The organism is Paenibacillus azoreducens (assembly GCF_021654775.1).
In the GTDB taxonomy this organism is placed as follows: domain Bacteria; phylum Bacillota; class Bacilli; order Paenibacillales; family Paenibacillaceae; genus Paenibacillus_AQ; species Paenibacillus_AQ azoreducens.
On record NZ_AP025343.1, the window covers coordinates 3971744 to 3984353 of the forward strand.

A 12610-nucleotide genomic window follows, 5' to 3' on the forward strand; every position below is an offset into this window, starting at 1 on the left:
TTTTACAATCCCCCTTCTTACTCGCCGAGAACATGCTTCGAAATCACGATTCTTTGAATTTCGTTTGTTCCCTCATAGATCTGCGTCGCTTTCGCATCACGGAACAGCCTCTCGACCGGGTATTCCCGTGAATATCCGTAGCCTCCATGGATCTGAACCGCCTCAATAGCCGCCTCCATTGCGGTATCCGTACTAAAGCGCTTCGCCATAGACGCTTCTTTGGAGCATTTGAGCCCGCGCGATCTTAAATCGGCGGCTTGGTAGACGAGCAATCTCGCTGCTTCGATCTGCGTGGCCATGTCCGCTATCTTGAATGCAATCGCCTGATTGTCCGCAATCGGCTTGCCGAATTGATGGCGCATTTTCGCATAGCTGACCGAGCTTTCTAGAGCGGCCTCCGCGATTCCCAGCGCCTGGGCGGCGATGCCGATTCGTCCCGCATCGAGATTGCCCATGGCAATCATGAGCCCTTCCCCTTCGCGGCCCAACAAATGTTCTGCAGGCACTTCGGCATTCTCGAATATCAATTCCGTCGTGCTGGACCCGTTCAGGCCCATTTTTTTCTCTTTTTTGCCAATCGTTAAGCCGGGGGTACCCTTCTCCACGATAAAGGCCGATATTCCTTTCGTTCCTTGGCTGGGATCCGTCACGGCAAACGTCATGTATACGTCGGCGTATCCGCCGCTCGTGATGAACATTTTCGACCCGTTCAAAATATACCGGTCGCCGCGCTTCTCGGCTGATGTGCGGATGCCTGCAGGATTCGAGCCTGCGCCCGGCTCCGTCAGAGCAAATGCTCCCAGATACTCTCCGGAAGCGAGCTTCGGGATGAATGCCCGCCTCTGTTCATCGCTGCCGAAATAAAGAATCGGGTTCGTTCCTAAGGAGGAATGCACCGATAAAACAACGCCTACCGCTGCGCTTACTTTTGAAATTTCATGGATGGCGATAATGTATGAAGTAAAGTCGCTGCCCGCTCCGCCCCATTCCTCCGGGATCGGAATGCCCATCAGACCTTGCGCGCCCATTTTTCGCACGATCTCCAAAGGGAATTCGTCATGCTCTTCCATCCGTTCAATAAAAGGCGCAATCTCTTGCCGGGCGAAATCTCGCACCATTTGGCGGATCATGCTTTGCTCGTCTCTCAGATGCTGACCCACGTTAGCTCCTCCTTTATGAGGTTGTTCAAAAAGTCCCGCTTTTGATAAGAAAAACGTCTATTGACGTACTGTCACAGCAGACAGACCACCTTTTGCTGTAGTTTTTCTTGCGATATCAGGATGCAAATTCCTTTGAAGTTTATACTTTCTGATATCTAAAGAAAAACGTCTATTGACGTACTGTCACAGCAGACAGACCACCTTTTGCTGTAGTTTTTCTTGCGATATCAGGATGCAAATCCCTTTGAAGTTTATACTTTCTGATATCTAAAGAAAACCAATCGAGGCCAATTAAGGATGAAGGGCCGCGATTCAAAGGTAGGTTTTCTTGCGATATAGAATTTCATCAGCGTAGCTAGATAACGAATAAAATTCTATATCTAACACGAAGTAAATCGGGAAGCTGGCTCGACATCGAATCTTGAATTCAGCCGGGCCTAAGCAGATGCTTACGAAGTATGTTTCCTCCGGAAACATTTCAGGTGCTCACGTACCCACTACAGGCAGCTGCTTACGAAGTCGTTTTCTACGAAACCGTGTAGCTCTGCTCCTTGCGTCCCTGGCTTCATCCAACTGAAGCGTTTTGAAAAAACGCACATCGGAAGCAAATGCTCTGGTGCTGAAAACCGTCCTTTTTGAACACGCACTTTATGACTTATTCATAGATGTAAAAGCCGCGACCGGATTTACGCCCGAGCCAGCCCGCTTTGACGTATTTGCGGAGCAGCGGGCATGGCCGGTATTTCGAATCGCCCAGTCCTTCATGCAGCACTTGCATGATATACAAACACGTATCCAATCCGATAAAATCGGCCAGCGTCAACGGCCCCATCGGATGGTTCATTCCCAGCTTCATCACTTCGTCAACCGCTTCAGGCGTGGCGACTCCCTCGAACACGCAATAGATCGCCTCATTGATCATCGGCATGAGAACACGATTGGAGACGAAGCCGGGAAAATCGTTCACTTCAACCGGGGTCTTGCCCATTTTTCTCGAGAGGTCATCCACTATCGCATACGTGCTATCTGCGGTTGCCAAGCCACGGATGACCTCGATCAGCTTCATGACCGGCACCGGATTCATAAAATGCATGCCGATTACTTTAGCCGGACGGTTCGTAACGGCGGCAAGCTCCGTAATCGGCAGCGAAGACGTGTTGCTTGCCAAAATGGCGTGCGGCGGACAGATTTCATCCAGCTTGCGGAAAACGCCCGATTTCAACTGCATATTCTCGGTGATCGCTTCTATGACAAAATCCACGTCGCCTGCGTCCGCCAAGTCTGTAGACTGTGTGATACAGGAAATAATCGCGTCCATCTCTTCCCGACTTTTGCGGCCTTTTTCCACATCACGGGCAAGGTTCTTCCGTATAGTCTGAAAGCCTTTTTCAACAAATTCCGGTTTCGTATCGTTCAGCACAACTTGCAGGCCTGCAGCAGCCGCAGCTTGCGCGATGCCACTGCCCATTTGTCCCGCTCCTATTACCATAAGCTTATGAATCGACATAATTCCCTCTCACTCCCCTAATCAACCTGGACCAATATCGCATCGCCTTGCGCAGCCCCGCTGCAAATCGCGGCGATGCCGAGTCCTCCGCCACGCCGGCGCAGCTCGTATATGAGAGTCATCAAAATGCGTGCTCCGCTCGCCCCGATCGGATGGCCAAGGGCAATGGCCCCGCCGTTGACATTTACCTTTTCAGGATTCCAACCTACGAGTTTGCCGCTGGTCAGCGTAACCGCCGCAAACGCTTCATTGACTTCAAACAAATCGATATCCTGCAAGGCATACCCCGTCTTCTTCAATAGTTTCTGGATCGCTAAGCCCGATGCTACGGCTATATAGGGCGCCTCCATCGCAATGGCCGCATGCCCGATAATCGTAGCCAGCCATGGTTTGCCTATCTCCCGAGCCTTCTCTTCCGACATCAGCACAAGCGCGCCCGCTCCGTCGTTGACGCCTGGCGCATTGCCTGCCGTCACAGTGCCGTCCTTTACGAATACGGGGGGCAATTGCGCCAGCGCTTCGATGGTGGAATCTTTCCGTGGCGCTTCGTCCGTATCAACATTGATCGGGTCTCCTTTGCGCTGCGGAATCGAAACGGAGACAACCTCGTCTTTCATTCTACCGGCCTCAATCGCTTCGATCGCTCTCTGGTGGCTTCTCAGCGCCCAAGCATCTTGGTCGGCTCGATGAATGTGGTATTCCGCTGCAACCGTACTGCCGTGAACGGCCATATGCACGTTGTTGAACGCGCATGTCAGCCCATCGTGCACCATCAGATCCTTCATTGCAGTGTCACCCATACGTGCTCCCCATCTGGCGTTCGGCATCGCGTAGGGGGCGTTGCTCATGCTTTCCATCCCTCCTGCTACGATGATGTCGCTATCTCCCGCGCGGATGATCTGATCCGCCAGCGTAACGGCACGCATCCCGGATGCGCAAACCTTGTTAATCGTTTCTGTAGGCACCTCCCACGGCAAGCCTGCTAGACGCGCTGCTTGGCGGGAAGGGATTTGACCGGCGCCCGCCTGCAAAACCATGCCCATGATGACTTCGTCCACCTGGCTCGGCTGAAGCCCGGCCCGGGACACCGCTTCGCGAATCGCGATGCCGCCGAGCTGAACGGCCTGCATGTCTTTCAAGGAGCCTCCGAATTTCCCGAAAGGTGTTCTGGCGGCGCTGACGATAACCGTTTTGTTTTTGGACATCCTCTTAGGCCCCCTTTCTTTTAATACAGCTTTGTATCTCCACTGTAGCTTTCAATTTTTGACTTCACGCTTTGCAGGAAACGGCCGCAAATGAGACCGTCAAGCACCCGATGATCCAATGAAAGGCAAATATTCATCATATCGCGGATAGCGAACATGTCGCCATGGGCGACGGGCCGTTTTTCGATAGTTTCAAAGCTCAGGATGGCGGCTTGCGGCTGGTTAATAATCGGCGCAGAGAGGACGGACCCGAAGGAACCGGTGTTATTGACCGTAAACGTCCCGCCCGAGATATCCTCCATCGTCAGCTTGCCTGCTCTGCTTTTGACGGCTAAATGATCCACCGCCTTGGCTAATCCTAATATGCTCTTCTGGTCGGCGTCCTTGATGACCGGGACGAATAGGGCGTCTTCCGAAGCCACTGCGATCGAGACGTGAATCGCCTTCTTCACGATGATGCAGTCGCCCGCCCACTGCGAGTTCATGAGCGGAAACTCCTTGATCGCTTCTACAACCGCCTTGATAAAAAACGGCATAAACGTAAGAGCGACGCCTTCCTGCTTCTTAAAATCATCCTTGATTTGATTGCGGAACCGAACGAGATTCGTCACGTCGCACGAGACCATCATCCATGCATGCGGCGCGTCATGCTTGCTCTGGACCATCCGGTTCGCAATCGTTCTACGTACGGACGTGATCGGAATAACTTTATCATCCTGTTCTACTTGATTAGGCTGGTTAACGACGTTTTTCGGACTCGATGGACCCGACGGAACTGACGGACTCGGTGGACTCGATGGACTTGGCGCTGAATCGGCTAGAGGCTTCATCTTTTGAACCGCTGTCTCTGGCACAGGGGGTCTCTGCTCCTTGTTCTTGTTTTCCACAAACTCCAGAACGTCCAGTCGGGTAATCCGGCCCCCGGCTCCCGTGCCTCGGAGCAGGGAAAGGTCAATGCCGTACTCCTGGGCCAGCTTCATTACGGCAGGCGAGAAGCGCTGCTTCGTTTCCGCCGGGGCTGTTGCAGCGGCTGCTTCCCTAACCGGCGGCAATTGCGCTGCCGGAACCGACTCCTTCGGCGCTCCAGACGCCGCCGTTTCCGCCGGCGCCGCTTCCTCATCCGTCGCAATGTAGCAAATCAGGCTCTGCACCGCGACGGTTTCGCCTTCCTGCACGACAATCTCCGCAATTGTCCCTGCGGCCACGGAGGGCACCTCGGCAACGACTTTGTCCGTCGTCACCTCACAGATCGAGTCATACTTCTTGACCCGATCCCCAACCTTAACCAGCCACTTGGAAACGGTGCCTTCCGTTACGCTCTCCCCAAGTTGGGGCATAACCACTGGCTCTGCCATGATTGCCTCCTTTACTTACTTTATGAGGTAGTTCAAACAATCCGCTTTTGATAAGAAAAACGTCTACTGACGTACTACCACAGCAGACAGACACCTTTAGCTGTAGTTAGTTTTTCTTGCGATTTCAGGATGCAGATTCCTTTGATGTTAATACTTTCATTCATAAGCGGTGCCACGAAACGGCATGATTGTCTGATATCTTAAGAAAACCTTTATCGAAGCCACTTCAAGGATGAGCGACCGCGATGAATAGGTAGGTTTTTATTGCGGTATAGAATTTCATCAGCGTAAACAAGTTAAGTTGAACCAATGATTTTACCAAGGATGAAGGCATCTGAGTAAAAGTTTCTTTCGATCGCTGTTGCTCCCGGATTTATATGCTCATCCATGTTTGAAAGCCGCTCACAAAGCAAATACTTACGATGCTAACGGACACCACGACCGCTAAGTGGCTAAAAATAGCCGTTTTTACATTCTAACGGACACCACAGCGCTTAACTGCCCATAAACACCATCAAAAGCGAGCTTTTTCACTAAATAACTGTAGCTGTGTCCGTTAGAATCAAACATGGCCTGACGGTCACCACCATATATGAAAAATGGGACTTGCGTTCTTGCCCACTTTTTGAGGTACTTAAGATAGATGGATCAGAGGTCGGTTATATTTTGGAGACACACTCCGTGTTAGAATCGGACCCATTGCAACCACGAGAATCGCCGATTGTTACTACGAGTACGCGTATAAAGTGTCATCTTGTACAAGGTTGCATGATCTGTCTGTACAAATCTTGAAACCTCGAAAGGAGTTGTTCCTCTTGGATGCAATTTTGGAACGATGTGCCGGTCTAGATGTTCATCAGGATAACATCGTAGTCTGCTTGCTCTCCGGTCCGCTGGAGAAAAAGCCATCGAAAGAAATTCAAACATTCGGGACGACCACGAAAGAATTGCTGCAATTGCAAGAGTGGCTTCTGGCTCGGGAATGCACACATGTAGCTATGGAGAGCACAGGCGTGTACTGGAAACCCATATGGAACGTTTTGGAGGACACGTGTGAGTTGACCTTAGCCAACCCAACGCGTATCAAGAATGTTCCAGGCCGGAAGACCGACTACAACGATGCGGAATGGATCGCTCGGTTGCATCGCAGCGGATTAATCGAGAAGAGTTTTGTACCTCATAAAGACATTCGCGATTTGCGTGACTTGACTCGTTATCGGCGCAAGCTCCTCCAGAATGTGACCCAAGAGAAGAACCGGGTTCACAAGATCTTGCAAGATGCGAATTTGAAACTCACCACCTTTATGAGCGACATTTTTGGGGTTTCCGGTCGAGCGTTGCTTGAATCCATTGTCAATGGCGAGGTGCTCGATGAGAAGCAAGTTCGAGACATGGTCAAGTCGACACTAAAGCGTAAGGTCCCCAAACTCATGGAGTCGTTGAATGGACGATTACGCATCCATCACCGTAATATGATCCGAAGACATCTGGAGCATATTGTGTATCTCGAGAAGGAGATTGTGGAACTGGAAGCGGAAATCGATTCTCTGCTTACGCCTCATCACTTGGAAATGGAATTGCTGGACACCATTCCTGGGATCAACCATGATGCAGCGGCGAGCATCGTGGCCGAATTGGGTACAGATATGTCTCAATTTCCATCCGATGGGCACGTTTCTTCATGGGCCGGGGTATGCCCAGCCAATCATGAAAGTAACGGTAAAAAAAAAGAAAAAAGAACCAACGAGGAAGTAGAGGGCTAAAATCGGTTCTCTGCCAATGTAGTTGGGCAGCGATACGTAAGAAAGACTCACGGATCGCTGCGGTGTACTACAGGCTGGTCAAACGTATGGGCAAACAAAAGGCCATTATGGCGGTTTCACATTTACTCTTACGCATGATCTACGTCGTCCTTCGCGACAAAGTGCCTTACGAGGAACTGGGTGCAGACTATTTGGGTAAACGCGAGAAGACTATTGAGTACTGGATTCGTAAAATCAACCAGATGGGCTATAAAGTTGAGATTCATGAGCTGAATCTAACATAGACCCATATTTTGGAAGTTCAATCAAACAGAAACCTTTTTTTGCTTTGGCGCGCTTTCACACTTTAATGCGCGAAGTTATTTTTCGTATAAAATCATAATGGTTGAAATTGCACACAATAGCGGCTGCTGTGTCCGTTAGAATGTTGTGTAACTTTGCAATGGGTCCGTTGTGCTCGTCAGCATCGCGTCATAGAGTACATCTGTAACGTGTACACTTCATTGTTTTGTAGACCTAGCCCCGACAGTTACCTCAATTATTTTTATACGAAAATGTGCTTTTGCGTTTTGAGACAAAACCCATAACATTTTCATCGTTGGTGGTGACCTTGAGGTCATGTGGGCTTCTAACGGACACCACGATTTCGTATAAATTTTCAACCCTCTTGCCTATTCCTTAGCCCTTTCTTTAGTTCAACTTATATAGCTGACTTAGAAAGTCTATATCTATCGCGAAGCAAATCAAGAAGTAACCAAGGCATCGAATCTTGAATTCAGCTGGGCCAAGTATATGCTTACGAAGTATGGTTCCTTCGGAAACATAGGCTAAAGCGGTTTGATAAAACGCACTTCGGAAGCATAGGCTTTAGTGCTGAAAACCGGCCTTTTTGAATACGCACTTTGTGAATACGCACTGTGTGAATACGCAGTCTATTTAAAATTCAGCCAGTTCTTTCATCGCTTCGTAAACTTTGTCCGGATTCAGCATGAAGAACTTTTCCATCCCTCCGTTATAAGGCATGGCAGGAACATCGGGACTGCCTAGGCGCCTGATCGGCGCATCGAGGTCGAACAGGCACTCCTCCGCTATGACGGCCGACACTTCCCCTCCGAGGCCGCCTTCTTTATTATCCTCGTGCACGATCAGCACTTTTCCCGTCTTTTGCGCCGCTTCTATGATCGATTCCTTATCAAGCGGATAGAGCGTACGCAAATCAAGAACATGGGCGCTATATCCGTCTTCCTCTTGCAACCGTTCCGCCGCCTGCAGAGCAAAATGCAGCGTCATCCCGTACGAGATCACCGTCAAATGTTTGCCTTCGCGCTTGATATCCGCTTTTCCGATCGGCACGACATAATCGCTTTCCGGCACCTCACCTTTAATCATGCGGTAACAGCGTTTGTGTTCGAAGAACAGCACCGGATCTTCATCGCGTATCGCCGCTTTCAACAAGCCTTTTACGTCATACGGAGTGGAGGGAGCTACGACCTTTAAGCCGGGCACGTTGCAAAACATCGCCTCCACGGATTGCGAATGATAGAGCGCGCCGTGAATGCCGCCCCCGTATGGCGCCCGGATGACCAGCGGGCAGTTCCAATCGCCGTTCGAACGATAACGCATTTTGGCGGCTTCGCTCACGATCTGGTTAACGGCCGGCATGATGAAATCCGCGAACTGCATCTCCGCCACAGGCCGGAATCCGTAAGCCGCAGCACCGATCGCCACGCCGGCTATCGCCGATTCGGCAAGAGGTGTATCCAGCACGCGCTCCTTCCCGAATTGTTCATACAGCCCTTGCGTTGCTTTAAACACGCCGCCCTTAAAGCCTACGTCCTCGCCCAACACGAACACCTTCGGATCCCGAGACATTTCCTCGCGAAGCGCTGAATTTACCGCATCGATATATGAAATGACCGCCATCGTTTCTCCTCCTTATTCGGCATAAACGTGCTTCAGCGTCGATTCCGGCGCCGGAGACGGTGCGTTCTCAGCATATTCCGTCGCCTCATCCACTTCCTTCGCGACCCAATCATGAATTTCGTTCTCGATGGAATCGTTCAGCACTCCGGCTTCTCTCAAATAACGGGTAAAAAGAAGAACGGGATCTTTCTTCTTCTCTTCCTCCACTTCGCCTTTCGGCCGATAATGGCGATCGTCGTCATCCGAGGAGTGCGGCGTAAAGCGGGCGCAGCGCGCTTCGATCAGCGTCGGTCCCTCGCCTCTTCTCGCCCGGGCTACCGCCTCTTTCATAGCCGCGTACACTTCAAGCGGATCGCTCCCGTCGACACTGACGCCTGGAAAGCCGTACGAGGCGGCACGGTCGGCAATGCTTTTGCAAGCGACCTGCTTGTCATATGGGACGGAAATGGCGTATCGGTTATTTTCACAAAAGAAGATGACAGGTAGCTTGTAAACCCCGGCGAAGTTCGCGCCTTCGTGGAAATCGCCCTGATTGCTGGAGCCCTCGCCGAACGAAGTGAACACGACGAGATCCCTGCCTTCCATCCTCCCTGCAAGCGCCAGGCCTACGGCATGAGGCACTTGGGTCGTTACCGGGCTGGACCCCGATAGGATCCGATATTTTTTCCCGCCGTAATGGCCTGGCATCTGCCTGCCTCCACTATTTGGATCCTCCGCCCGGGCGAATGCATTAAGCATCAGATCCCGCGCCGTCATCCCGAATGGAATAACTACACCCATATCCCGGTAATAGGGGCACAAGTAATCTTTCTTTCTATCCATGGCATAGGCCGCACCGACTTGGGCCGCCTCCTGTCCCTGGCAAGAGACGACGAACGGAAGCTTGCCGGCACGATTAAGGATCCATGACCGTTCATCGATTTTTCGCGCCAGCAACATGTCCCGGTACATGCCAAGCGCCTGCTGGTCCGTCAAACCCAAAGCGTGATGCCTGTTCAACATTCCTTTCTCCATCGCAATGCCCTCCTTCATTTTCTTGACCTCTATACATGAATGGCTCGTTTATCGACAGCCAGAGCCGCTTCCCAGACGATTTCCGCGAGCGATGGATGCGGATGGATCGTGCGGGCGATTTCCCATGGTGTTGCATCAAGCACTTTAGCGAGTGCGCCTTCTGCGATTAAATCCGACACATGCGGGCCGATCATATGAACGCCGAGCAGGTCGTCCGTCGCTTCATTGACGACAAGCTTCACAAAGCCATCGTTCTCCCCGTAAATCAACGCTTTTCCGAGCGCTTTGAACGGGAACGTGCCTGTTTTCACGGAAAATCCCGCTTCCTTCGCTGCTTGTTCCGTCCAACCGATACTAGAGATTTCCGGTCGGCTATACGTCGCTTTCGGAACTTGCGTATAATCGACCGGAAGCGGGGCGAGACCAGACATATGCTCAACGGCGGATATACCCTCAGAAACCGCCACATGCGCCAGTTGCAAGCCTCCAATCACGTCTCCTATGGCATAAATATGATTTTCAGCCGTTTGAAAATGCGCATTCACCTGAATCGTGCCACGTTCAACGACTACCTCCGTGTTCTCGAGGCCAATGTTCTCAACGTTCGCCGCACGACCAACCGCAACCAGTATTTTTTCCGCCTGCAATTCGATCGGTCCTCCGTCACGCTCGGCTTGAATCGTTACTAAATCCCCTACTTTCCGAAGCGTATCCGGCAGCACTTTTGCGCCTGTGTGAATGGCGATTTTGCGTTTTTTGAAGAGGCGCGCCATCTCTTTGCTGATGTCGGCATCCTCCAGTGGAAGTATGCGCTCCGCGAACTCGACGATCTGCACCTCCACGCCCAAATCGCTCAAAAGGGAAGCCCATTCGATGCCGATCGTTCCGCCGCCGATCACAAGTACCGAGCGGGGCAGCCGTTCCAACTGCAGCGCTTCATCGCTCGTCAGCACGTGCATGCCGTCCGCTTCCAGCCCGGGAAGCTGGCGGGGCCTCGAACCCGTTGCGATAAGCAGGTGCTTCGGCACCAAAATATCGGACTCTCCATCCGCACAAGTGACCGCCACCGCACCGGCAAGCGGGGAAAAGATCGACGGTCCCATAATCCGGCCTTCACCATGGAACACCTCGATGTTTCCTTTTTTCATCAAATGTTGAACGCCTTTATACAGTTGATCCACGATGCGTTGTTTCCGTTCCTGCATACGCGTAAAATCAATCGAAAAATCGCTCACCTTCACGCCGAATGCATGACTTTGGGCAACGGTGTGGAGCACCTCCGCCGAACGAAGCAGCGCTTTGCTCGGTATACAACCCCGATGAAGGCAAGTTCCGCCGAGTTTGTCTTTTTCAATCACGGCTACTCGCATACCCAATTGACTCGCGCGAATAGCGGCTACATAACCGCCCATCCCCCCGCCTAATACAACCAAATCAAACTCGTTCCCTGCCATCGCTACGTTCCTTTCATCTATGTTCAGTTGTTTAAATTTGTAAGCGCTGTCACATTTTTATGGTATCACTATAAAAAAACTTTATAAAATACCCGTTTTATATGCGGAACCATGCTATTTAGGTATGCATATTAGCATATTAGGAAATGGCATGGACGGTGCCGATGGGACATGGAACTCTATACTCCAAAATAACCCTACAAAGTGGAGCCTATGCTTCGATGCTTATTCCAAATACTTTGCGGGGACCCCAAAAAGCTTATTAATTCTACAATGTAAAAAAGACCACTGTATGAGTGGTCTCAGATTGTCGAGAAACCCCGTCCATTTTTATAGGTACAGGGTTTCTCGCATTTTTAAGGTGTGCATAAATTTAAGAAAAAAGGGTGTCACCCCCCGTTTTTCGAGGCGATCCAGGCGGATCGCGATCTTTTCGTTTCTGCAAGCCTTTACAGATTGGTGAAGTTAAATAACCAGAATAACCAGAATCAAGTACAACTACTTCTACTTTAAAGCCAAATCTTTCCTGTTGGCGATCCAAACATGACAAATACGGCGTGGAATCATGTACATTTCCTGGGTTAACATGTACATCTGTAATCATATTGTACTTCGGATCAACCGTACGGTGATCCAAATAAAAGAATCCCTCCGGCTTTCCGTCTCGAATCATAATCGTATCTCTATCGTATCTCTATCGTATCTCTATCGTATCTCTATCGTATCTCTATTGTATTTCTATCGTATCTCTATTGTATCTCCAGTATCTCTAACGAAACTACAGATCGCTATTGCTTCAAAAATAAAAGCAAGTCGATTTTAACGAAACTACATATCGTTATTTGGGATAAAAACAGCCATAAAGGCGATTATTTAGCTCAATAGCGATACCCTGTTTCGTTAAAATTTTCAGTGACCGTTTTTGGCGCTAATAGCGATACCTCGTTTCGTTAGAGATGATTTATATACTTGCCTATATTGGCGATCTATACGGTATCTCCCTCGTCTCTCTATCATATCTTATGTATTCTACCGTATCTCCAGTATCTCTAACGAAACTACAGATCGCTATTGCTTCAAAAACAAAAGCAAGTCGATTTTAACGAAACTACATATCGTTATTTGGATAAAAGCGGCCATAAAGGCGATTTATTTAGCTCAATAGCGATACCTTGTTTCGTTAAAATTTTCAGTGACCGTTTTTGGCGCTAATAGCGATACCCTGTTTC

9 protein-coding genes and 1 pseudogene are annotated in these 12610 nt (G+C 50.3%); 2 read left to right on the forward strand and 8 right to left on the reverse strand.

Annotated features, from left to right (window positions below):
• Positions 1-17: 17 nt before the first annotated feature.
• The 4 genes from L6442_RS17515 to L6442_RS17530 form a co-directional block, all read right to left on the reverse strand.
• Positions 18-1130, reverse strand: a complete 1113-nt coding sequence (locus L6442_RS17515) for an acyl-CoA dehydrogenase (protein ID WP_212981031.1) — start codon at positions 1128-1130, stop codon at positions 18-20.
• A gap of 685 nt (positions 1131-1815) precedes the next feature.
• Complete coding sequence (locus L6442_RS17520) at positions 1816-2667, reverse strand: 3-hydroxybutyryl-CoA dehydrogenase (protein ID WP_212980978.1); 852 nt, start codon at positions 2665-2667, stop codon at positions 1816-1818.
• A gap of 17 nt (positions 2668-2684) precedes the next feature.
• Entirely contained in the window at positions 2685-3872 is a 1188-nt protein-coding gene (locus L6442_RS17525; RefSeq protein WP_212980977.1) for an acetyl-CoA C-acetyltransferase, read from the reverse strand.
• A gap of 20 nt (positions 3873-3892) precedes the next feature.
• Complete coding sequence (locus L6442_RS17530) at positions 3893-5227, reverse strand: dihydrolipoamide acetyltransferase family protein (protein ID WP_272880267.1); 1335 nt, start codon at positions 5225-5227, stop codon at positions 3893-3895.
• Positions 5228-6042: 815 nt separating this feature from the next.
• Here L6442_RS17530 and L6442_RS17535 point away from each other — a divergent pair.
• Positions 6043-6990 carry an IS110 family RNA-guided transposase gene (locus tag L6442_RS17535; RefSeq protein ID WP_237099960.1) on the forward strand — a complete coding sequence of 316 codons (948 nt, stop codon included), beginning with the start codon at positions 6043-6045 and terminating at the stop codon, positions 6988-6990.
• A 62-nt stretch (positions 6991-7052) separates the two neighbouring features.
• Positions 7053-7274, forward strand: a complete 222-nt coding sequence (locus L6442_RS17540; protein WP_237099961.1) for a hypothetical protein — start codon at positions 7053-7055, stop codon at positions 7272-7274.
• Positions 7275-7926: 652 nt separating this feature from the next.
• Here the strand turns inward: L6442_RS17540 and L6442_RS17545 are convergent.
• From L6442_RS17545 to L6442_RS17560, 4 genes and pseudogenes are all read right to left on the reverse strand, one after another.
• Positions 7927-8913, reverse strand: a complete 987-nt coding sequence (locus tag L6442_RS17545) for an alpha-ketoacid dehydrogenase subunit beta (RefSeq protein WP_212980661.1) — start codon at positions 8911-8913, stop codon at positions 7927-7929.
• Between the two features lie 12 nt (positions 8914-8925).
• The gene (locus L6442_RS17550) at positions 8926-9927 is read right to left on the reverse strand and encodes a thiamine pyrophosphate-dependent dehydrogenase E1 component subunit alpha (RefSeq protein WP_194231510.1); all 1002 of its coding nucleotides are present in this window, start codon (positions 9925-9927) and stop codon (positions 8926-8928) included.
• A gap of 29 nt (positions 9928-9956) precedes the next feature.
• The gene (gene lpdA / locus L6442_RS17555; RefSeq protein ID WP_212980660.1) at positions 9957-11381 is read right to left on the reverse strand and encodes a dihydrolipoyl dehydrogenase; all 1425 of its coding nucleotides are present in this window, start codon (positions 11379-11381) and stop codon (positions 9957-9959) included.
• A 433-nt stretch (positions 11382-11814) separates the two neighbouring features.
• Positions 11815-12069 (reverse strand): annotated as a pseudogene (locus L6442_RS17560) (transposase); the annotation flags it as partial.
• Positions 12070-12610 lie beyond the last annotated feature (541 nt).

What these genes read in the sequence shown, in the direction of transcription:
- L6442_RS17515 (WP_212981031.1), bottom strand. Translation starts at nt 1,130, where the DNA reads ATGATCCGCCAAATGGTGCGAGATTTCGCCCGGCAAGAGATTGCGCCT.
- L6442_RS17520 (WP_212980978.1), bottom strand. Translation starts at nt 2,667, where the DNA reads ATGTCGATTCATAAGCTTATGGTAATAGGAGCGGGACAAATGGGCAGT.
- L6442_RS17525 (WP_212980977.1), bottom strand. Translation starts at nt 3,872, where the DNA reads ATGTCCAAAAACAAAACGGTTATCGTCAGCGCCGCCAGAACACCTTTC.
- L6442_RS17530 (WP_272880267.1), bottom strand. Translation starts at nt 5,227, where the DNA reads ATGGCAGAGCCAGTGGTTATGCCCCAACTTGGGGAGAGCGTAACGGAA.
- L6442_RS17545 (WP_212980661.1), bottom strand. Translation starts at nt 8,913, where the DNA reads ATGGCGGTCATTTCATATATCGATGCGGTAAATTCAGCGCTTCGCGAG.
- L6442_RS17550 (WP_194231510.1), bottom strand. Translation starts at nt 9,927, where the DNA reads ATGGAGAAAGGAATGTTGAACAGGCATCACGCTTTGGGTTTGACGGAC.
- lpdA (WP_212980660.1), bottom strand. Translation starts at nt 11,381, where the DNA reads ATGGCAGGGAACGAGTTTGATTTGGTTGTATTAGGCGGGGGGATGGGC.